The 21,558-nt window shown below is 39.8% G+C and carries 21 protein-coding genes and 1 riboswitch; of the genes, 2 read left to right on the top strand and 19 right to left on the bottom strand.

From position 1 onward, the window contains the following. Positions 1-8: 8 nt before the first annotated feature. A riboswitch (FMN riboswitch) is annotated at positions 9-182 on the bottom strand. An 87-nt stretch (positions 183-269) separates the two neighbouring features. The 11 genes from ACQQ2I_RS05865 to ACQQ2I_RS05815 form a co-directional block, all read right to left on the bottom strand. Beyond that, on the bottom strand, positions 270-1,472 hold the full coding sequence (locus tag ACQQ2I_RS05865; protein WP_431029630.1) for a hypothetical protein: 1,203 nt from the start codon (positions 1,470-1,472) through the stop codon (positions 270-272). After that, positions 1,469-2,020: an RNA polymerase sigma factor SigX gene (locus tag ACQQ2I_RS05860; RefSeq protein WP_431030460.1), complete on the bottom strand. Its 552-nt coding sequence runs from the start codon at positions 2,018-2,020 to the stop codon at positions 1,469-1,471. Before ACQQ2I_RS05860 ends, ACQQ2I_RS05865 begins: the two co-directional genes overlap by 4 nt. A gap of 111 nt (positions 2,021-2,131) precedes the next feature. Beyond that, the gene (locus ACQQ2I_RS05855) at positions 2,132-3,907 is read right to left on the bottom strand and encodes an ATP-binding protein (protein ID WP_431029628.1); all 1,776 of its coding nucleotides are present in this window, start codon (positions 3,905-3,907) and stop codon (positions 2,132-2,134) included. After that, positions 3,900-4,616: a response regulator transcription factor gene (locus tag ACQQ2I_RS05850; protein WP_431029627.1), complete on the bottom strand. Its 717-nt coding sequence runs from the start codon at positions 4,614-4,616 to the stop codon at positions 3,900-3,902. The genes ACQQ2I_RS05855 and ACQQ2I_RS05850 overlap by 8 nt, the downstream gene beginning before the upstream one ends. A gap of 111 nt (positions 4,617-4,727) precedes the next feature. Continuing rightward, entirely contained in the window at positions 4,728-5,942 is a 1,215-nt protein-coding gene (gene ccsB, locus ACQQ2I_RS05845; protein ID WP_431029626.1) for a c-type cytochrome biogenesis protein CcsB, read from the bottom strand. Continuing rightward, on the bottom strand, positions 5,939-7,600 hold the full coding sequence (resB, locus tag ACQQ2I_RS05840) for a cytochrome c biogenesis protein ResB (RefSeq protein WP_431029625.1): 1,662 nt from the start codon (positions 7,598-7,600) through the stop codon (positions 5,939-5,941). Before resB ends, ccsB begins: the two co-directional genes overlap by 4 nt. Before the next feature lie 12 nt (positions 7,601-7,612). Then, positions 7,613-8,146 (bottom strand): thiol-disulfide oxidoreductase ResA, encoded by a 534-nt coding sequence (gene resA, locus ACQQ2I_RS05835; RefSeq protein WP_431029624.1) that lies wholly within the window; start codon positions 8,144-8,146, stop codon positions 7,613-7,615. A gap of 139 nt (positions 8,147-8,285) precedes the next feature. Beyond that, positions 8,286-9,026 (bottom strand): pseudouridine synthase, encoded by a 741-nt coding sequence (locus ACQQ2I_RS05830; RefSeq protein WP_431029623.1) that lies wholly within the window; start codon positions 9,024-9,026, stop codon positions 8,286-8,288. A 275-nt stretch (positions 9,027-9,301) separates the two neighbouring features. Beyond that, on the bottom strand, positions 9,302-10,270 hold the full coding sequence (locus ACQQ2I_RS05825) for a D-alanyl-D-alanine carboxypeptidase family protein (RefSeq protein WP_431029622.1): 969 nt from the start codon (positions 10,268-10,270) through the stop codon (positions 9,302-9,304). Positions 10,271-10,286: 16 nt separating this feature from the next. Next, positions 10,287-10,868, bottom strand: coding sequence for an SMC-Scp complex subunit ScpB (scpB, locus tag ACQQ2I_RS05820; RefSeq protein WP_431029621.1), 582 nt, complete (start codon positions 10,866-10,868; stop codon positions 10,287-10,289). Further along, complete coding sequence (locus ACQQ2I_RS05815; protein WP_431029620.1) at positions 10,843-11,619, bottom strand: segregation/condensation protein A; 777 nt, start codon at positions 11,617-11,619, stop codon at positions 10,843-10,845. Before ACQQ2I_RS05815 ends, scpB begins: the two co-directional genes overlap by 26 nt. A gap of 139 nt (positions 11,620-11,758) precedes the next feature. Between ACQQ2I_RS05815 and ACQQ2I_RS05810 the strand changes: the two genes are divergently transcribed. Next, on the top strand, positions 11,759-12,280 hold the full coding sequence (locus ACQQ2I_RS05810) for a DUF309 domain-containing protein (protein WP_431029619.1): 522 nt from the start codon (positions 11,759-11,761) through the stop codon (positions 12,278-12,280). Here the strand turns inward: ACQQ2I_RS05810 and ACQQ2I_RS05805 are convergent. The 7 genes from ACQQ2I_RS05805 to ACQQ2I_RS05775 form a co-directional block, all read right to left on the bottom strand. Then, on the bottom strand, positions 12,277-12,645 hold the full coding sequence (locus ACQQ2I_RS05805) for a GNAT family N-acetyltransferase (RefSeq protein WP_431029618.1): 369 nt from the start codon (positions 12,643-12,645) through the stop codon (positions 12,277-12,279). The genes ACQQ2I_RS05810 and ACQQ2I_RS05805 overlap by 4 nt on opposite strands. Before the next feature lie 232 nt (positions 12,646-12,877). Beyond that, positions 12,878-14,194: a diaminopimelate decarboxylase gene (gene lysA / locus ACQQ2I_RS05800; RefSeq protein WP_431029617.1), complete on the bottom strand. Its 1,317-nt coding sequence runs from the start codon at positions 14,192-14,194 to the stop codon at positions 12,878-12,880. A 163-nt stretch (positions 14,195-14,357) separates the two neighbouring features. After that, positions 14,358-15,809 (bottom strand): spore germination protein, encoded by a 1,452-nt coding sequence (locus ACQQ2I_RS05795; protein WP_431029616.1) that lies wholly within the window; start codon positions 15,807-15,809, stop codon positions 14,358-14,360. Further along, positions 15,806-16,582 (bottom strand): SigF/SigG family RNA polymerase sporulation sigma factor, encoded by a 777-nt coding sequence (locus ACQQ2I_RS05790; protein ID WP_431029615.1) that lies wholly within the window; start codon positions 16,580-16,582, stop codon positions 15,806-15,808. Before ACQQ2I_RS05790 ends, ACQQ2I_RS05795 begins: the two co-directional genes overlap by 4 nt. A gap of 12 nt (positions 16,583-16,594) precedes the next feature. Then, entirely contained in the window at positions 16,595-17,032 is a 438-nt protein-coding gene (gene spoIIAB, locus ACQQ2I_RS05785) for an anti-sigma F factor (RefSeq protein WP_431029614.1), read from the bottom strand. Beyond that, entirely contained in the window at positions 17,025-17,378 is a 354-nt protein-coding gene (locus tag ACQQ2I_RS05780; protein ID WP_391366819.1) for an STAS domain-containing protein, read from the bottom strand. Before ACQQ2I_RS05780 ends, spoIIAB begins: the two co-directional genes overlap by 8 nt. Positions 17,379-17,679: 301 nt before the next feature. Beyond that, positions 17,680-19,434, bottom strand: coding sequence for a SulP family inorganic anion transporter (locus tag ACQQ2I_RS05775; RefSeq protein WP_431029613.1), 1,755 nt, complete (start codon positions 19,432-19,434; stop codon positions 17,680-17,682). 481 nt (positions 19,435-19,915) lie between these two features. On the opposite strand from ACQQ2I_RS05775, the gene ACQQ2I_RS05770 reads away from it, so the two are divergent. Beyond that, positions 19,916-20,038 carry a hypothetical protein gene (locus ACQQ2I_RS05770; RefSeq protein ID WP_431030459.1) on the top strand — a complete coding sequence of 41 codons (123 nt, stop codon included), beginning with the start codon at positions 19,916-19,918 and terminating at the stop codon, positions 20,036-20,038. Between the two features lie 255 nt (positions 20,039-20,293). On the opposite strand, the gene ACQQ2I_RS05765 is transcribed toward ACQQ2I_RS05770, so the two are convergent. Then, entirely contained in the window at positions 20,294-21,544 is a 1,251-nt protein-coding gene (locus ACQQ2I_RS05765) for a thymidine phosphorylase (RefSeq protein ID WP_431029612.1), read from the bottom strand. Positions 21,545-21,558 lie beyond the last annotated feature (14 nt).

The following is a 21,558-nucleotide window of genomic DNA, read 5'->3' as shown; positions in this document are numbered from 1 at the left end:
GACCGTACCTTCACCTTCTCCCATCCAGACTATACTGTCGGCTTTGGAATTTCACCAAATCCTGCACACTAAAAAGTGGCTCGCGGGCTGAAGAAGTGCTACTGCAATATCCTCCAAAATGGTCAGAAATCGCGCCTTCTATTACCGCCGGTCGGGAATTACACCCTGCCCCGAAGATGAATCAAATATAAAATTGTCTTACACCTATCATTATAGGGGATATTCTAAAATTGTAAAGCACTTTATCTACTTTACTTCCATTCCCCCCACTATTTCTGTAGGAATTCTATCGATAATTTGTTTGCACCTACCGGCATTGGTAACACTTGCGCAAAATTAAATTCTTGCCACTCCGTCTGCATAACGTTCTCAAAACGCACTTGCTTATCGAAGCTCGATGCAGTTAGTAACACAGCCTCTATCATATACATTACCTGTTGCGGATCAAATGCTTCTAAATCTAACCGTTGCGTAAATGTAACCGTCACAACATCCTCTTCCGTTACGGTATAGTCCACACCTGGTAAAATGACCGATTGATATATATCATTATTCTCCGTTTTCATAAAATACAATGCTTCTGTTACCGTATCGAATGCTTGACGGAAATTTGGCGATAAGTAAATGCCCCCTGCCTGTTCATCGATAAAGTAACTATAATGTTTCTTCTCAGTTAATAGTAGTGGTTCACTCGGCTCCCCTACTTCACTAAACGTCATTGCGGAACCTTCCTCATTTAAGATTTCCACCGTTTCATAACTTTTCCCAAATGTATCGACAAGCATCCCGATATACATAGACATCGTACCAGAAGCGGTATCATAGCCATGGTTTTGTGGTAATGTATGCACAACTGTTAACCCTTGCTCTTCCACGATTCCTTTCACCGGATGATAGTCATTGAAACCCGCCGCTTGTTCGTCAATTAGCGCTGCATACTTCTGATACATCGCCACTTGTGAAGGGGAATCCGTGCCGAAATCCTCTATTAGTTGCTCATTTGGAATAATGATTGTAACAGGGACACTTTCTGCATCATCACCCGCTAAACCGATATAAAAAGCTTTACTACTTTCTAACTGTTCCGGATAAACAGCTGTACGCATATCTTCAAGCACAAAATTCCGGATCATCATCGGGCTTCCGCTCGTCATTTCTCCTTCAGCTTCAGCTTCTTTTGTTGCCATATCTGCATTCTCCATTGAAGTAGAGGCCGTGTCATCTTGCGACTTATTACCGGATATATAATACACACCACCAAATGCGAATAACAATAAAGCAGCTGTTAATCCATATATACCAAACAAGCTTCGTTTTTTCTTTATGACTTTTTGTACAGGTACTTCTTCTTCAAAAGCTCCTGCTTCTTTTAATTTTGCGAAGACGTCTTCTTTCGAACGATTATCTTGAATTTTTGGTGCTTGCGATAATAACTTTTCGATTTCTTGCTCGCCCCATTTTTCATCCTTCATATCGAATTCGCCTCCTTTTCTTGTTGAATCATTTTTTCGCGCAGCGTTTTAATGGCCCGATGCTGTGTTGTTTTTACTTTTCCTTCCGTCCACCCTAAAATACCAGCTGTTTCAGCGATGGAAAGCTCTTGAAAATACCGCATCACAATCACCATTTTTTGATCACCCGTGCACAGTTCTAACACCTCAAGTAAACGATTCATCTCATCATCTAACTCAATAAATTGCTCGGGCGATTTGACCGGAGAAATCAGCTGTTCTTGTTCCCAATCAAATGCATCAAATGTATGGCGATTCCGTACATTAGCATTCCTAAAATAATCGATTGCGACATTTTTAGCAATCGAAAATAGCCATGTCTTTTCAGAACTTTTGCCTTCAAAACGCTCATATGCTTTTAACACACGCACATATACTTCATGCGATAAATCTTCTGCTACTGTCCTATTTTTGACTAAGTATATTAAAAATTGAAAGACATCTTGGTGATATTTATCATACAATTGATGGAAAATGGATTCCTTCATCCATCCCACCCCCGTTCTTATAGAATTAGTCGTATGTAAATTATGAAAGTTTCAAATGGCTCGTCATCCAAATACCCGATCTCTCGCCAATAAAAAAGATAGGATATAAACAATACCCTACCTTTTACTATATTACATCGGTAAATAAAACGTAAATACTGTCCCTTGCTTTTCGACACTCTCCACTTTTATATTTCCTCCGTGCGCTTCTACAATATTTCGTGTAATGGCAAGCCCAAGACCTGTACCACCTTTTGAGCGAGTACGCGCCTTATCTGCTTTATAGAAACGTTCAAATACATAAGGAAGATCGTCTTTTGGTATACCTATCCCTGTATCACTTACTGAAATTTTCGCGTACGATAATTCATTTGTGAGTGCTACGGTTACCGTTCCCTCTGCTGGTGTATGACGAATCGCATTATCAATTAAATTCGTTAATACTTGCTCAATGCGATCTTCATCTAATGAAATGAGCACATCCTCTGGTAGCTCTGAAGCAAACTGTAAATGAATGTGTTTTTCTTTTGCAACTTGCATAAACTTTTGCGTCATGCGTTCGAGTACTACTACGATTGGTACTTCCTCTTTATATAAGCGCAAATGTCCCGATTCCATACGAGCAAGGTCAAGTAAATCGGTCACAAGACGTCCCATCCGCTTCGATTCATCATAAATAACGCGAATCATTTCATTGCGCTCTTCTTCCGACTGCACAACGTCATCTAAAATTGCTTCAGAGTAGCCTTGGAGCATCGCAATCGGTGTACGCAATTCATGCGATACATTAGCGATAAAGTCTGAGCGTAACTTTTCTAAGCGATGCTGGTCTGTTTTATCTCGTATCACCGCCACCGCACCCCGAATAGACTCTCCGCTATATAAAGGCGAAATCGTAATGCTATAGTAAGAGCCAACCATTTCGAGATCTTCCTCAATCTTATCCTCCAAATCAAGCACATGATCGAGCATATGATAAATTTCAGCTGGGATTGGTCGTGCACTTTGGCTCCCTTTACTAATAAACCACTTTTGTAGTAGCTTTTCTGCAGGTGGGTTACTAACTAAAATGGTACGATCCCGATTAAATGTAATGACAGCATCCGTCATCGATGTCAAAATGCTCGATAATTGCTCTTTTTCTTGATTAATCACTTCCAAATGATGCTTTAACTGACGCCCCATTTGATTAAATGCGACAGCAAGTTGACCGATTTCATCACCATTTTGTTTCGTTGGCACTTGTGAATCAAATCGCCCTTTTGATAATTGAAATGCATGCTCTCGCATTTGGCGAAGTGGATACGTAATACGACTTGATAAGAAAAAGGCAAAAAATGTTGTTAATAAAAAGGCAATGAATGCCGCAATAAAGACTAGCTTTGTTGTTTGCTGACTCGTTTCATGCATCGCTGCAGGATTTTGATAAATAAAGACTGCCCCATGCAACTCATCTTCTGATTTTAACGGAAAGCCCAGCACAACATACGACTCCATTTTCTCTTCTTCTGTTTGTGATGGCAAAATAATTTCCTTTAAAATCGGGTCATCTGTTTCATAAATGTGTTGAAACGCTTCATTTTCTAAAATCGCATGCTGAATTTTTTCTTGATTAATCCCTTCTTGAATGGCAGACTCAATTTTACCAGGAGGGTTCACAATTAATGCATTTGTATGATAATCGAGTATATCTTTAATAATTTGCGTTGGTGATTGCCCAGCCCCATGCTCATCTACGATACTGGCAATGGCAGATGCGGTTTGTTGCAGCGAACTTTCCGCTTGCTCATTATGATAATTCTCTAAAAACTCCAGCATAAATACCGTGAAAATAAAAAGGACAAATGAAACGAGAAGCAATATGGTTACCCATAGCTTCCCGACAATACTATTCCATATTCTATTCATTCACGACCTCGAATTTATAGCCGACACCCCAAACGGTTACGATCATTTTCGCCGCATTTTCAGAGACGCGGTTTAACTTTTCACGTAAACGCTTTACATGCGTGTCTACTGTACGTAAGTCACCGAAGAAGTCATAGTGCCAAACCTCTTTTAGTAATTGTTCACGGTCAAATACTTTATCAGGAGATTTCGCTAGGAAGTATAGTAACTCATACTCTTTCGGCGTTAAATTGACTTCTGTCCCTTCCGCTGTTACGCGGTGTGCATCATGGTCAATTGTAAGATGTGGGAACACCACTAAATCTTTTGACGTCGTTGCATTTGATACCGGCGAAAATGCAGCCGAACGACGTAAAATCGCCTTGACACGTAACACGACTTCACGTGGGCTGAACGGTTTCACAATATAATCATCCGCGCCAAGCTCGAAGCCTTGTACACGGTTTGCTTCCTCACCTTTTGCTGTTAATAAAATAATTGGTGTTGTTTTCTTTTCACGAATTTCTTCACAAACTTGTAAGCCGTCTTTTTCCGGCATCATAATATCTAAAAGAATACAATGATAGTCATTTTCGAATACTTTTTCGATTGCTTCTTCTCCATTTTCCGCCTCATCTACTGTATACCCTTCACGTTCAAGATACATTTTTAATAGGCGGCGAATACGATCTTCGTCATCTACCACTAATACAGAAATATTTTCAGACACTAGTATGAATCCCCTTTCAATCTTTCTCTATTCTCTATTGTACAATTTCAGGTAGGAAATGAAAAGAAAAGGAGCAGCAAACGCGGCTCCTTGTCCTTTATTTACGCTGCATTATGCATAAGAGTGTAGACCAGCAATGATTAAGTTAACAGCTACAAGGTTAAACATAACGATAACAAAACCAACAATCGCTAACCAGGCAGATTTTTTACCTTCCCAACCTTTAGACAGGCGCAGGTGAAGGAAAGCTGCATAAAATAACCATGTAATTAGAGCCCATACTTCTTTTGGGTCCCAGCCCCAATAGCGTCCCCATGCAATTTGTGCCCACATCATCGCAAAAATTAATGCACCAAGTGTGAAGACAGGGAAACCGATTAACACCGAGCGGTAACCAATTTCATCAACTAGTGTTAAATCGACACGTTTCACAAGCGGCTGCACCATACTTGTAATGCTACGGCGACCAATTAAACGGAGTAATCCATAAAGGACTGAGCCGAATAAAATAGACCATGACACAATTGTAAATTGACGTGAATCAAATAACGGTGGTAATTGAATGAAGCCTAAATTTTGTTCAGTTGTTTCAACGTACTGACCATCCGCATTTTTCTCTACTTGCACAGCATCTTCAAACATAAATAATGTTGGCATATTGTACGTTTCAGTCGTGACAGCACCTTCATTATTGACAAATTGGTATGTTCTTTCAACACCCATTGCATTAAATGTTACCGATGCGATCACGAAACCAACCACAATCACACAAACATACATAACCGCTTCTAACCAAACGCGCTCTTTTGATTTTTTCGATACATCAACAGCTTTTAATAAGTAAAGAATCCCTGCAACAGCAGAAATAGCTAAAATCGATTGACCAAGCGCTGCTGTAATAACGTGAACGGCTAAAAAGTCAGATTGTAATGATGGTACAAGCGGACTTGTTTCTGATGGGAACATCGCTGCATAACCGATAATTAAAATAGCAATCGGTAATGCTACAACTCCCAACGCCGATACTTTATACATGGAATAAATAATAATAAATGAAAATACTAAGAACATGCCGAATGCTGTTGTAAATTCAAACATATTACTTACAGGTGCGTGACCTGTGTACATCCAACGTGTAATAAAGTAACCTAAATGCGATAAGAAACCAATAATCGTAATCGCAATCGCTAATGTACCCCATTTCCCAGCACGCTTTGGCACATTTGCTTTCGCTGGCTTAATTGCACCACCAAATAAAAATGTTGCAATTAAGTAACACATAAACGCTACATATAAGAGCTTATCACTCACCTCGATTAAACTCATAAGGTGTTGTCACCTTCCTTTTCTTTTTCCTTCTCTTTCTCTAAATCCACCTGATCCGCATATGCTGGCAGATGCGCAAACTCCGTTAAGGCATCTAACTCTTTCTTAATACCAAACCAGTTTTTGTTTGTATGTGCAGCAAGACGGATTGTGCCATCTTCAAGCTCTTCAATCCAGACACGGCGATGTGCCCAGTACGAGCCAATCACTACACCGAGCATAAAGATAAAACCACCGACAAATAAAATGGGAATCGTACTATCTTTACGAATCGTTAAACCTGTTTTATCGCGTGTTTCGATGTTTTGGAAACTCATCTTGTATGCATTTTCACCAAGTGGCTCTAATGTATTTTTAATCGCAACAAAACTTGTTTCCCCTTCTGGTGTTTCTGGTGTATACATACGGAAAATAAACGCCGGGTTGTTCGGTGATGGGGAAGCTGTTTGCGGTTCACCATCTTTAAAGCCATCAAAATCCGGTACATATGAAAGTATTTCTACTTTTGTATTGGCATCGATTTCATAGACTGTGTCAGGATTTGTTAAATCAATGACAATGTCTCCTAGTGATTCTTCCGTTGCTTTATTCGTTAAAGCAAATCGCATTTTATGTAATTCATTTAAGCTGTAGTCCATTTGATAAAACGCATATCCCTCATGCTTTAACGGATGATTGACACGGATTTCATATGATTTTACTTCTTCTAAATTATCAATTTGTCCTGGCAATGAACCTTCTGCTTGCTTATACAGAATGGCATCTGTCTGGAAGTTTTTCGCCACAACGTTGACACCTTGTTTCAGTTGTTCTCCTTGTGCTTGCCCCTCATGTGTTTCTAAAATGAAGTCTTCATTATAGATGAAATATCCATCCATTCCAGGCACAGCACGTAATTCTCCTTCTGCCACCCAAATCGATTCATCGACGTGGAAGCCTGGTACTAGACGCAACATCACGCCAACTAAGAAAATGATTAACCCTAAGTGATTAATATAAGGACCGTAACGCGACAAACGATTTTTCTCCGCCATTAATGCATTTCCTTCTCGGCGCACATTATAACGAAGCCCTTTTAACTTTTGTTCTGCTAATTCAAGCGTATTGGCTTGTGCTACAGTTGGTTTCCCTTCTGCAATGACACGCTGACGCTTCATAAAGTTCGCATGGCGTTTCACACGCTGATTTTTAAGGGACTTATGTAGAGGCACACCGCGATCAATACTCGCGATAATAATTGATACACCGAGCATCGCTACTAAAATTTGGAACCACCATGAAGAATAAACATCCGATAAGCCTAAATTATAATAAATTGTTCCAAACGTACCGTACAGGTCTGTATAATAAATCTTCTTCGCTTCTTCTGTCGCTGCATTAATATAAAACTCTTGGGGTAAAATCGTACCAATGGAAGCAGCAATTAAATTGGTAATAATTAACGCAATCCCGACCTTTACGCTCGAGAAAAAGTTCCAAATTTTATCAATAATCGATTTGTTATATGTTTTTGAACGAATGGCAATCCCATCGTAACGCATATCCGCAAGTTTCTTTTGCTGCTCTTCTTCGGTTAATGCGCGTCCACATACCGCGCAGAGTTTCGTACCGATAGGATTTTCGTGGCCACATTCACACCTTATTTTTTCCTTTTCCATGTCGTAAAACTCCTATTCCGGTTTTATCGATTCCATATGAGCCACGATTTGCGACTCCGACATCTCTCCCGTAATAATTTGCTCTACCTTGCCGTCCGAATTAATTAAAATCGTCGCTGGTAATATTGTCACGTTATAAGCTGTCATGACACTTTTCGTCTTATCAATTGCTACAGGGAATGTCATACCCATGTTCTTAACATAGTTTTTCACTTCTAAGTTAGACTGCGCAATATTCAAAGCTAACACATGGACACCTTGCTCTTCAAAAGCTTTATATTGTCGTTCAATTGCAGGAAATTCACGCTTACACGGCTCACACCATGTGCCCCAGAAGTTTAAAACGACACCTTGTCCTTTATAATCCGATAAGCGATGGACATTGCCTTCTAAATCCATTACTTCAAAGTCAGGCGCATCCATGCCCCTTTGTAGTACGTCTACTTTGTCCTTTGTTACTGATGCATAAACTGTATAGCCAATAGCTATTGCTAATAGGGCTAAAATAATCCCTCGTGTCATGGAACGCTTTTGCTTCTTGTCCATTTTCGCAATTCCTCCCTAATCGATTACGCCTCGGCGTAATGGCATCCGCCAGAGACTTTAACCCTCATCCATTATACCAAAGAAAGCGTAGACGCCTTCTTCGGTTTTTGAAGGATTTATGAACGTTTCCACTAACTGTTTAGTGTAAATCTACATGTCCTGTTTCAGCTAGTACACGTAACCATTTCACCTCTTGCTTTGTCAGTGGACGGTATTCCCCTGGATTTAAATCACCTAATGTTAAAAAGGCGAATTGCTCACGTTTTAATTTCACAACTGGCGTACCAATCGCTTCGAACATACGGCGTACTTGACGATTACGACCTTCATGGATAGTAATTTCACAGATTGCCTTGCCCGCTTTTTCGTCAAATGAAGTCATGCTTACTTTCGCAGGAGCTGTTTTCCCATCTTCTAGCTTAATGCCGCGCTGTAATTTTTTTAACCCTTCAATCGTCGGTACACCTTTTACACGTGCAATGTACGTTTTATCGATTTTGAATTTAGGATGTGTTAACTGATATGAAAACTCTCCATCATTTGTTAATAATAACAAGCCTGTCGTATCATAATCTAAACGTCCAACTGGGAAAACGCGCTCTGGTACGCGTTTTTTCAAAATATCCACGACCGTTTTACGTCCTTTATCGTCCGTTACTGCAGAAATATAGCCTTTTGGTTTATAAAGTAGGAAGTATACTTTATCTTCTTTTTCAAGCTTTACACCTTCTACTTCAATTGTGTCTGAATTGGAAACTTTTGTTCCAAGCTCACGCACAACCTTGCCGTTTACTTTAACCTTCCCTTCTGTAATTAATTGTTCTGCTTTACGACGAGACGCAATACCTGCGTACGCAATGACTTTTTGTAGTCTTTCCATAAGTTCACCTCATTGATTTTTACGCCACACGTTAGACGTGGGACTAGACTAATTTGTTCCCTATAATCTGTTGAAAATTATGTCACATTTTGACGGAAACATAAAGAGAAATAGCTTTCACCATTCATTTACCAAAATTTCACTAAAGAAAAAGACAAAGCCCAAAACTCGACTTTGCCTCCTTCTATCTATTTCTATATAGTTTGAAGTTAAAAATTCAGTAAGTTTACTTGTACAGGGATGATTCATTATTGTTTTAAATAACTGTCATCCCGTTATCCCTTGTCTTCTTTAATCGACACTCTTGTTGAAAACAGGATATCATCGTTTAATTTAACGTGCCATATCGCTCTTTTATAGTCACGCTGTGCGATCAGCATATGCTCAATATGGCCACGCTCTTGTGCGGTAAGTAACAGTGTAATTGGTTTCTCAATTGCAATCGTCGCATTCGGAATAAGATATTCCCCTTTTTCTACAAGTGTATACGATTCGTAACGTTGATCAATCGCATCGGCGATAAATCTGTGCGTTTCCCAATCGTTTGATTCATTGATCGTCACAACGACAAACGCTTTGTCACCACGTTCAAAATAGGTAGCCAGTGTACGACCTGCTACTTTCGTATAACCCGTTTTCCCTGCAACCGCACCAATGTTTTGCGATAATAATTTATGCTTATTTTGCCACGTCGTTTTACTGCCTTTATATATAACCGTTGAGGCAATTTTACGGAACGTCTCATTTTTCATAGCGATTTGTAGCATCCTCGCCGTATCAGCAGCTGTCGCCAAATGTTCCTCATGGTGGAGCCCTGATGGATTGGTAAACGTCGTACCACTTAAACCATGTAATACTGCTTTATCATTCATCAGTTTCACAAAACCTTCTTCGGAACCACCCACATGTTCAGCAATGGCTGTCGCTGCATCATTCCCTGAACGTAGCATTAAACCGTACAGTAATTCTTCTAACGGGATTTGTTGCCCCTCTTCTAAATAAATCGAGGACCCTTCGCTATAAACGGCTCGCTTGGACACTGTGACCATATCCTCTAAATGTCCTTCTTCAATTGCCACAAGGGCTGTCCACATTTTTGTCAAACTGGCAATTGGGAACCGATCATTTTCTGCTTCTCCCATCAACACTCGTCCCGTTTCCGCATCCACTACAGCATAACTAGACGCTGCTTCTACACTGACTGGCACAAACAACAAGAATAAAAAAAACAAAAGTTTTTTCAACTTACCGCTCCTTATTTTATTCGTTAAATGCTTCTTGGAATTTCGTCATAAATAAATCCGTCGTTTCCTCTTCTTCTGATTCCTCCGTTGGTAGAGGGGGTAGCTCCGAAATATTTTTCAAGCCAAAGTAGTTTAAAAACTCCTTTGTCGTACCGTAAAGAATAGCCCGTCCTGTTCCTTCCGCACGCCCTACTTCTTGCACGAGTGCTTTTGATACGAGCGTTTGAATGGGACGTTCACTCTTCACTCCGCGTAAATCTTCCACTTCTGCACGTGTAATTGGCTGCTTATATGCTATAATTGCAAGTACTTCCAGAGAGGCTGTTGTTAACACTTGACTCGTTGGGTTTTCCACAAGTTTTTGAAGTGTTTCCGCAACCGACTGCTTTGTCGTCAATTGGTATGTACCTGCAAGTTGTTTAATCGTAATCCCATGCTCTTCTGCTTCATTATATTTCGTCTCAAGCTCACTTAATCCTGCTTCAATATCCATCACCTCTACTTCTAAATATTGTGCAAGTTGGCGCGCTGTTATACCATCATCTCCCGCAACAAATAATAATGCTTCAATTCTACTCATCAAGTTCTTCGAGTCCATCGCCAATTTCCTCCTTTTGTAGTAATACGGTTAGTTCTTCGAAATTATTGGATTGCTCTACAAAAACGACTTGGCGTTTCATCAATTCAAGTAATGATAAAAACGTGACGATTAATGTTTGTTTATCCTCATACGGGAATAATTGCATAAATGTCATACGACCACCGCTTACCTTCAACCGATTCACGACCGCAAACATATGATCCTTAATAGAAATTTCTTGTCTCGCCACACGCGTGGTTAATGGTTTTTTTAATTGCTTACGACGTATTAGTTTTTGAAACGCTGATAACATGTCATACACATTGACATCTGTTTCAAATAGTATAGATGATTCAGTCGGAGTGTATTCTGAAAGATCTGCTGGTGGACGAGTATACACTTGTGCACGTTGTTCTTCTAATGTTTGTAAGGTAGACGCTGCTTCCTTATACTTTTTATACTCGATTAAGCGTGATACAAGCTCTTCACGAGGGTCAGGACCATCTTCTATAAAGTCCGTCTCTTCGATTTCACCTTCATGAATGGGTAGCAACATACGACTTTTAATCGCAAGTAACGTCGCCGCCATCACTAAGTATTCACTTGCTTCATTTAATTCTAATTCCTGCATAGCATGTATATGTTCAATGTATTGTGCTGTGAGCTCAGCCATTGGGATATCGTATATATCAATTTCCAATCGGTGAATTAAATGTAATAATAAATCGAGTGGACCTGTAAATGCTTCTAGTTTTACTTCATAGCTCATCTGTATGCCACCTGTCATTTTCATTAAAAATACAATTCACGCACAAATAGCGCGAGTTGTCATCGTATCTTTGTGGATTTCCTTGAAAGCTTGTACTTTCGAATCCACTAAAATAGCTCATCAATAGTATAGAGGAAAGGTGATTCATTTGCCATATATGCACCCATTGTTTGTTGATTATTGTACATATTTTAACGGTAATCACGATTATTTTGAATGTCATGAAGTATTAGAAGAATATTGGAAAGACATTGCCCCTGGCGATAAAGAACATGTACTCGTTGGACTTGTCCAATTGGCAACCGGCATGTATCACTGGCGCCGTCATAACTTAAATGGTGCTACAAAAATTTTACTAAAAGCGCAAAAAAATCTAATAACAAATAAAGCATCAGCCTTCTTGCACCCGTTCCATTTCTTATTATTAGAACAGCGAATCTCACAATCTATTTCACAAATCAAACAAGGTGAGCCTTTTCAATCTTTCACACTTCCATTACTCGATGAAGCGTTTGAACGAATGATTGCAGAAAAGATCGCGACATTGGCGAAGGAGGATGCGCATTTTCTTCTTCATAAGCATATGCTGCGTGACCGCTCCGACATACTTGAAGCACGTGCACAAAAAATAGCAAAAAAAAGAAAAGAAGCTGAGTGCTAGTTACACTCAGCTTCTTTTATGATTGGTATGCATTTTTGTAAAAAAGGTGCTGTTTCTTCATTCGGCTGAATATGCGTAAACATTTCTAAATCGTGAAGTTCTTGTAGCATACCAAGTGCTACACCTTCTCCACGATACGATGGAATGACCGTAATATGTTGAATCGTTGCAACTGTTTCTTCAGCTAAAACCCCAACAATCCCCACATATTCTTCGTCCTTTTTCCATAAATAAAGCATCCAATGATCTAATTGTTCATACTGCTGAATTGTTTCCATTAGGCGCTTGACATCTTTTTCTTGAGGCATAAAAGATAATAAGCCCATTGCGATTTTCTCTAGCGCCTTTTTATACCGTACTAGCATTGTCACATTCCCTCAATTCTACCATTGCACATCCTACCAAAACCGCTTATGAAATGCAATAACACAATTTCCCAAGACAAGTCTGTAGTGTTTATTACAATATAAGGGATTATTATTCCCCGTTAAACATTGCAATTAATGGACTAATGACGTAGATGAATAAAAGTGCCCAAGCTACAACCCCAAATAACAATCCAAGACCCCACTTAGCCTGTTTCGATATTTTCAAAGATTACTCACCCTTTTTTAAAACTAACGGAAGATCATTCACAACGATGTCATCATAGCTTTCGCGCTTGATAGCTAATTGATGCTCACCTGCTTCTACAAATACAACGGCTGGGCGTGGTACACGATTGTAATTTGACGCCATAGAATACCCGTATGCACCTGTGCAGAACATCGCTAAAATATCACCAGATTCAGCTTTTTGTAGTGCTGCATCAATCATCAACTTATCACCTGATTCACAAAGCTTTCCTGCAACTGTATACGTTGCATCCTTCGCTTGATCGGCCTTATTTGCGATGATTGCTTCGTATTTCGCATCGTATAATGCAGGACGAATATTATCACTCATTCCCCCATCAACAGCGATATACTCACGCACACCTGGCACTTTTTTGTGTGAACCAACTGTATAAAGTGATGTACCTGCATCCCCTACAAGCGAACGACCTGGCTCAATCCAAATCTCCGGCATCGCTAATTTTACCGCTTCTGCTTCCGCTTGTACAGATTTAATCATCTCTTCTACGTACACATGCGGCTCAAGTGGCTTATCTTCTTCTGTATAGCGAATACCGAAACCACCGCCCAGATTAAGTACTGAGCACTCGAAGCCATGTTCCTGTTTCCAAGTACCCATTTTATTCATTACTTTACTAGCTGCTAATGCAAAGCCATCTGTTTCAAAAATTTGTGATCCAATATGGCAATGTAAGCCTAGTAGATTTAAGTATGCATGGTCTTTCACTTGTTCAAATGCTTCATCCGCCTGCCCATTATTCAAATCAAAACCAAACTTTGAATCCGCTTGACCTGTCGTGATGAAATCATGTGTATGTGCTTCTACTCCTGGTGTTACACGAAGTAAAATATTCATTTTTTGTTGTTTTGCTTCAGCAATTTCTTTTAATAAAGCAATTTCATAAAAGTTATCCACAACGATGCAACCGATTTTTGTATCAAACGCCATTTCTAGCTCCGCCACCGACTTATTATTGCCATGGAAATGAATGCGTTCTGCCGGGAACCCTGCTTTAATCGCGGTATATAACTCGCCACCAGACACAACATCCAACGAAAGATTTTCTTGCGCTGCTAATTGATACGCAGCCACACACGCAAACGCTTTCGATGCGTAAGCCACTTGTGCCGTGACACCTAATTTTTCAAACGTATCTTTAAAGCCTCGTGCACGCTTGCGAATTAACGCCGTATCATACACAAATAGTGGTGTACCATACTGTTTGGCTAACTCAACTGTATCGACACCACCAATTGTTAAATGACCGTTTTCAATTTGCTGTGTTCCATGTAAATGCATTGCTCTCTCTCCTCTGCTAGTTGAAAAAAAGCATTCGCTAATTTTCATAAAAGTCTCAAAATATTATATGAGAACTTTAACATAGCAAAGGACGGACTGCAACGTATGTTTATGCATTTTTTCACTTTTTCCGAATAAAAATACGTATTTAAACTATATTTATTCACCCACGCTTACGATTTTTAGCCCCAACAATATACGGTCTAAGCGCTTCATCGGCCATCGGGAACCTGATGATGATACGTTTAAACGCATTTGGGAAAAAGGGTACTACTGGCCATAAATATGGAATATTCATCGGGCGTAAAGTGCATAAATACACAAAAATTAGAAAACTCATCACGAAGAACCCATTCGCAGCGAATAAAGCCGTAGCAGCAAGTAAAATTTGTCGGAATACCTTCACCGAAATACTTAACTCATAATGAGGAATGGCGAATGTAAATACCGCTGCAATGGAGCTATATAAAATAGCTTCTGGTGAAAACAGTCCAACATTAATCGCAATATCCCCAATCATAATACCAGCAATTAACCCCATTGCTGTTGATAGCGGTGTCGGCGTATGAATGGCGGCAATCCTTAAAAATTCAATCCCTATATCCACGAGCACGAGCTGTAAATAAAGCGGAACCTCTGACGCTTCCTTTACCCCAATGAACGATATTTTCTCCGGTAGATTTTCCATATTGGTGGCTAGTAAATACCAAAGCGGTATTAAAAACAAGCTAAAAATGGCTGCAAAATAACGTAAACTACGCATCACGGTGCCAATTAACGGCGCTTGACGATACTCCTCTGCATGCATCAATAAATGAAACATTGATACCGGAAGTAAAATAACAGATGGTGAAGTATCGACAATAATCGCAATATGTCCTTCTAACAAATGCGCTGCTACAATATCTGGCCGCTCTGAATACCTAACAAACGGAACGGGATGAAATTTTTGCTTGAACATCCATTCCTCTAACGATTTATCTGCCATCGTCAGCCCATCGTGATGAATTTGTTCCAGACGTTTTTTCACCCATTCCAAGTGCTCTTCATTTACGATATCTTCCATATAACAGATTGCAACGTCTGTTTCACCTAATGTAGAAATTTTTTGCATTTCGAGTCGTAGTTTAGGACTACGGATACGTCGTCTCACAAGTGCTGCATTTATAATAATATTTTCAGCAAACCCATCACGTGCTCCACGAATGACTCGCTCATTCGCAGGTTCTTCCGGGTTGCGACCAGGGTAGTTCCGGAATTCAGTAATAAAGCAATAACCGCTTTTTGTAATGAATCCAACTTGCCCGCTTAATACCCCAGTAATAAAGGCATCTCTTTCTTCCATTGGCGTCATGCCTTGAAAGTTGAAATGATCATAAAAATATTCATTTTCATCTTTTGCTTCATGCAGATGAGCTGTCCCTTCATGCTGCAGATGCGTTAATAAGTTCGCGACACTATCATTGTTCACAAGTCCACTCACGTAAACAATTAACACAGCTAAATCGCGAATATGCACTCTTTGAATCACAATATCAAACGTCTTACCTTTTCCTAATATATCTTCGCAATATTGACGTCCATCTTCTAAGGAGGTAAATAACTTATTGCTCATTTATACACCGTCTTTTTTGTAGTCGCCTCCATCCAAACTTTGAGCTGAGCCAATATTTTCTTCTCGAGGCGCGATACTTGTACTTGTGATATTCCTAAACGCTCAGCAATTTCCGTCTGCGTTAAATCTACAAAATAACGCAAATAAATGATGGATTGTTCACGCTTTCCTAAGCGCTTTAGCACCTCCTTTAACGGAATATAATCGAATGGCAACTGTGATTTATCGTCTCGCATTTGATCCATTAATGTGACAGAATCACCGTCATTTTCATACAACTGTTCGTGAAGAGAAGCTGGATCACGCATGGCATCCGTTGCCATAATAATGTCATCAACCGACACTTGTAGTATGTCCGCTAATTCTGCCATTGATGGCGGTTTTTCATTCGTTTTCATATAATTTTCTGTCGCATGACGAATTTTAAAATTGAGCTCACGAATGGAACGGCTCACTTTCACCATGCCATCGTCTCGTAAAAAACGCTGAATTTCGCCAATAATCATCGGCACTGCATACGTTGAAAATTTCACTTCATATTTCAAGTCAAATTTATCAACCGATTTCATAAGACCTATACAACCAATCTGAAATAAATCATCCAACTCAATCCCACGAGAAGAAAAACGTTGCACGATGGACCAAACAAGCCGTGTATTGCCTTCAATCATTTTTTTACGTGCCTCGTCGTCTCCTGCCTGTGCCCGCGCAATTAACTCTCGCATTTCCTCCTGTGTTAATAATGTTTCTGACGGCTGTTCGATTGTCTTCATCCCCCTATTTCGTCACATCGCAACCGCCTGCACGGGCGAAAATTTTTTTGTAAACGTAATCGTTGTACCATGACCTACATGCGACTCAATATGAAGCTCATCCGAGAAGCTTTCCATAATGGTAAAGCCCATACCCGAACGCTCCTCATGCCCTTTTGTCGTAAATAATGGCTCCCTCGCCGACGCAATATCAGGAATACCACGTCCTTCATCTTTAATCGATACAGTTAACATATCCCCGTCTAATACAGCATGAACTGTTACAACACCATCTGCCCCGTCATAGCCGTGAATAATCGCATTGGACACCGCTTCCGATACAATCGTTTTACATTCTGCTAATTCATCGATCGTTGGGTCAATTTGTGCGATAAAACTTGTAATAGCCAGTCGCGCTAAACTTTCATTTTCACTTTTCGCTAAAAATGAAAGTGTCATTTCGTTATCCATTCACAATCCCCCTTGCTTGTGAAATTGCCATATCTTCTCCTCCATGCATCATATAAGCTGCTAATCCCGAAAAACGGAAAATTTTCTCCATAGTTGGCGACGGATTTAAAATAATAGTGCGCCCATTCACGGCGTGTAACTCACGCATGCGCCCTAAAATTAAACCAACGCCCGCACTATCCATAAACTGTAAATATTCTAAATTCCAAATAAGTGTTTTTAAGTTTCCTTGTAAAATGGTCATTGAAATTTGCGAACGCACTTTTTCTACTTCATGATGATCAAGCTCTCCATACAATTTAATGACTGCTACTTCGTTTGGATACATTGTGATTTTACATTTCATCGCTTCTCCTCCTTCGCCCCATATAACTTCTAGAGCAAGGGTAAATATCCTTTCCATACGACAAAACTAGTGTTCATTCTGCGAAAGTAGTGCTTAATAGACAAAGGGTGTACGTTCAGTATAGGAATTATATGCATTTTTTAAACGCCAAAACTTATACTTATCTAGACAAAAATGCTAACCTTCGACAAGCGTGCTGGTCGTACATAGGAAGGTATCAGGAAACGACTCTTTCTCAACAATCGTTACCTTCCTTTATAATTGCCTACACAACAAAAAAGCAAGGCCCCTATAGACCTTGCTAGTTGATTGCTTCTACATAATTTATTTTTATTTCTGACGGTTCTCCAATAGAAAGTTTTGTACATTCTCTAAAGGCAAAGTGTTTGCACCCTAAACATTGCTCATAATGAATATGTCGAATCGCTTCTTCAATCGCTTCCCCTGTATTATAGAAGAAATGGTCTTTTCCGATTTTCTTGGCAAGCCCATTCGCATCTAAAATAGCCTTCAGTGTTGGGTGTACGCCCGTTACAAATAATGTTCCACCCGCTGCTTGGAAGCTTCGCACAACATTTCGGAAATATTCCTCGCCTGTCGTATCGATAAACGGCACTTTTCGCATCCGTAAAATCAGTACCTGTGGTTTAGGGTGAAGCGATGACAAAATAGAACGTTCGAACGTTTGTGCCGCCCCAAAAAAGAGCGGTCCTTCAATTGTATAAATGCTAATTTGCGGACAATCATGCGTATCCGTTACAACATGGGGTACTACTTTCCCTTGCTTTGTATTGTGATCAGGAAGTACTTTTGTCACAACTAAAATATCACTCATTCGTTTTGCAAATAACACAATCGCAATCCCTAAGCCAATCTCAACAGCTAGCGTTAAACTTGTCAACACCGTTAATAAAAACGTAGTAACAAGTACCAGTGAGTCTCCGGATTTTAATTTTAAAATATGGGCAAAATGATGGCGTTCACTCATATTCCAAGCAACAACCATTAATACAGGTGCAAGACTTGCTAATGGAATATGTACCGCATACGGAGCCAGCACAAGAAGTGTTAATAATACAAATACGCCGTGAATGACGCCTGACATGGGCGACGTTGCCCCTGAACGAATATTCGTCGCTGTTCGGGCAATCGCGCCGGTTGCAGGAATCCCTCCAAAAAACGGTGTTACAATATTGGCAATCCCTTGTCCAATTAACTCACGATTACTATTATGTTTACTATTCGTCATACCGTCTGCTACAACAGCTGAAAGAAGTGACTCAATACCACCTAACATCGCTATGACAAACGCTGGTCCAAGCAACACATAAATTCGGTCCCATGTTATTTCAGGTATATGGAACTCCGGTAATGTATTCGGAATGGCTCCGTATGTTGAACCAATTGTAGCGACTTGTCCATTAAAGAACAGCGCTGTCACCACTGCTGTCACAATGATGCCCACTAACGCACCTGGAATTTTCGGTGCTACTTTCGGCGTTACTAAAATAAGCGCTAAACTAAGTCCCGCTATGAAAATACTTTTTAGCTGAAACGTGTCTAGATGAGTAGCAATCTCTTTTACATTCGCCAAAAAATACTCATGCTGCTCGAGATCTGTTAACCCGAGAAAACTGCCTATTTGACCCGTAAAAATAATGACCGCTATCCCTGCTGTAAACCCTACCGTCACAGGACGCGGAATAAATTTAATGAGCGATCCTAATTTGAATACTCCCATTAATACAAGCATAATCCCGGCCATCAATCCGGCAATTAATAAATTTTCATACCCATAAACGAGTACAATACCAAGTAGGATAGGAACGAATGCGCCAGTAGGGCCACCAATCTGATATTTCGAGCCACCTAGTAACGAAATTAAAATACCCGCAATAATTGCTGTATAAATTCCGTACTCTGGCTTCACGCCTGAAGCAATCGCGAAAGACATGGCGAGCGGTACTGCGACAATCCCTACAATCGTACCTGATAATACATCCTTTTTAAAATGATTGAAAGAATATCCTTCAAATCGTCCTGACCAAAAACCCATGCAATCCCTTCTTTTGAATTATTTACAAACTTTCTGCATTTTCGATAGAATTCAATTCACATTATACCATATTTATTGCAATAAAAAGAAGAGGTCATGTATAAAAATATATATAACCTCTTCAATCATATAATTAAGAAACCGTTGATTTCCGTTCCAGGCGCTCCCTTTCCGCAGGCACGGCTCCAACTAATTTTTGCGGCTCATCGCCGCAAAAATGGATTTTCCGCACGTGCGGTTCCTGCAGGAGTGTCGCACCTTCCACTCCAATCAACTAGTATTGACTACTGAAGAAATGTTGTGCTTCTACCTTTCTAAAAATACTTAAAGTAATGATAAACATAATAACGAAAAATTAAATCAATGAACGCGAATAACTTGTACCAGAAGGTCATCTTTTACATAAATTAGATGCTACGCTTTATTTCCATTTTTTTATAAACTACCATAAACTTCATAATCTACTGTTGGATGACCAAGTATCGATCCTGTTTTACTATTTAGAATCATATTTATTCAATATACATTTGGTATCTATTCCATGCATCAAACGATTAAAAAATCATTTCTTTTAGCGAAGGTAAATGCTTGTTTAGAATATTAAGAAGCATTCACCTTTGCCGTAGCGCGCCATCGCCACAGGAGCCGTAACAGGAGATCCAAACAGGCCACGCCTGTTTTAGCTCCTGTGTAGGCTGTGGCAAAGCGCGGAGGCTATGATACATACCTTCCACTATTCAACTGGTATTTTTAGGATGTATTTTTACTCATTACGAGTAGCATATTATTTTGGTTGCAACTTGTTGACAAGCTAAAAAGGTCATGTATAAAAATATACATGACCTCTTCGCTTATACAATTATTGAATAGTAAATGCAGAAACTGCTTTTATTTTCATTTCGTCTGTTACAGGAATGTTGGCATAAACAACGGCTAATGTGTCACCTGTTTGTACTGTGTCACCTTGTTTTGCGACAATTTTAATCCCTGCATCAAAATCAAGCTTTGACTCTTTTGTTAAACGACCCGCGCCTAACATGACAGATAGTTCGCCAATCGCTAGTGCATCTACACTTGCAATTGTTCCAGCACCATTGGCCGTAATTTCTACTGTGTATGCTGTTGCATTTGTTTTTAGATCCGCTACCTGTCCGCCCTGCGCTTGCACAAACTCTAAAAATTTGTCTCTCGCTTGGGCGTTCGCCATGACTGCCTTTACTTTTTCCATCGCTCGTTCTTTTGTGCAGTCTGTTGCTAGCATATACATAAGTGAAGCTACTTCCACACAATCATCGATTAAGTCAGCATGTGTATTCGCTACATTTCCACTTAACACATCCAATGCCTCGACAACCTCTACTTTATTCCCGATATAGCGACCAAGTGGATTGTTCATATCGCTTAGTGTATATACTACTTTACGACCAAATCGTCGACCAATTTCACACATTTTCTCAGCCAATACTTTTGCGTCTTCCTGTGTCTTCATAAACGCGCCGTTCCCGTATTTCACATCTAACACGATGCCGTCAGAACCACTCGCAATTTTTTTACTAATAATAGAAGAAGCGATTAAAGGAATCGAATCTACCGTACCTGTTACATCACGTAATGCATATAACTTTTTATCTGCTGGACATAGATTGCCTGTTTGACCAGCAACCGCAATATTATATTTCTTCACATTGTCAATAAAGTCTTGTTGGCTTAATTCTACGTTAAACCCTTGAATGGACTCTAGTTTATCAACTGTGCCACCTGTAATCCCTAAACCGCGCCCACTAAATTTCGCCACGGGAATATTCAGGGCTGCGAGGATTGGGGCTACGATTAATGTCACTTTATCGCCCACGCCCCCTGTCGAATGCTTATCTACTTTGAAGCCTTCAATCTCCGATAAATGAATGACATCGCCAGAGTTCACCATTGCTTCTGTTAAATAAAACATTTCTTCATCGTCCATACCGTTTAAACGAATAGCCATCAGCAATGAGGAGATTTGATAATCAGGGATTTCTTCTTTTGTATAACCGCTAACAAAAAATTGAATTTCTTCTTTTGTTAATGGCTGTTGATGTTTCTTTTTTTCAATAATAGATAAAATATTCATCTTTCCCACTCCCC

Origin of the sequence: Lysinibacillus sp. LZ02, assembly GCF_050613145.1 — a bacterium.
GTDB lineage: Bacteria > Bacillota > Bacilli > Bacillales_A > Planococcaceae > Lysinibacillus_B.
Note: the sequence above shows the minus strand (reverse complement) of the source record. Positions and strands in the feature narration are given on the sequence as shown.

Bases quoted from the DNA above. Each gene is read 5' to 3' on its own strand.
- ACQQ2I_RS05815 (WP_431029620.1), bottom strand. From the start codon at position 11,619: ATGAGCTATGAAGTAAAACTAGAAGCATTTACAGGTCCACTCGATTTA.
- spoIIAB (WP_431029614.1), bottom strand. From the start codon at position 17,032: ATGGATAACGAAATGACACTTTCATTTTTAGCGAAAAGTGAAAATGAA.
- ACQQ2I_RS05765 (WP_431029612.1), bottom strand. From the start codon at position 21,544: ATGAATATTTTATCTATTATTGAAAAAAAGAAACATCAACAGCCATTA.
- ACQQ2I_RS05780 (WP_391366819.1), bottom strand. From the start codon at position 17,378: ATGAAATGTAAAATCACAATGTATCCAAACGAAGTAGCAGTCATTAAA.
- ACQQ2I_RS05865 (WP_431029630.1), bottom strand. From the start codon at position 1,472: ATGAAGGATGAAAAATGGGGCGAGCAAGAAATCGAAAAGTTATTATCG.
- ACQQ2I_RS05795 (WP_431029616.1), bottom strand. From the start codon at position 15,809: ATGAGCAATAAGTTATTTACCTCCTTAGAAGATGGACGTCAATATTGC.
- ACQQ2I_RS05775 (WP_431029613.1), bottom strand. From the start codon at position 19,434: ATGGGTTTTTGGTCAGGACGATTTGAAGGATATTCTTTCAATCATTTT.
- ACQQ2I_RS05830 (WP_431029623.1), bottom strand. From the start codon at position 9,026: ATGGAAAGACTACAAAAAGTCATTGCGTACGCAGGTATTGCGTCTCGT.
- ccsB (WP_431029626.1), bottom strand. From the start codon at position 5,942: ATGAGTTTAATCGAGGTGAGTGATAAGCTCTTATATGTAGCGTTTATG.
- resA (WP_431029624.1), bottom strand. From the start codon at position 8,146: ATGGACAAGAAGCAAAAGCGTTCCATGACACGAGGGATTATTTTAGCC.
- ACQQ2I_RS05855 (WP_431029628.1), bottom strand. From the start codon at position 3,907: ATGAATAGAATATGGAATAGTATTGTCGGGAAGCTATGGGTAACCATA.
- scpB (WP_431029621.1), bottom strand. From the start codon at position 10,868: ATGGACTCGAAGAACTTGATGAGTAGAATTGAAGCATTATTATTTGTT.
- resB (WP_431029625.1), bottom strand. From the start codon at position 7,600: ATGGAAAAGGAAAAAATAAGGTGTGAATGTGGCCACGAAAATCCTATC.
- lysA (WP_431029617.1), bottom strand. From the start codon at position 14,194: ATGCATTTACATGGAACACAGCAAATTGAAAACGGTCATTTAACAATT.
- ACQQ2I_RS05790 (WP_431029615.1), bottom strand. From the start codon at position 16,582: ATGAAGACAATCGAACAGCCGTCAGAAACATTATTAACACAGGAGGAA.
- ACQQ2I_RS05805 (WP_431029618.1), bottom strand. From the start codon at position 12,645: ATGCTAGTACGGTATAAAAAGGCGCTAGAGAAAATCGCAATGGGCTTA.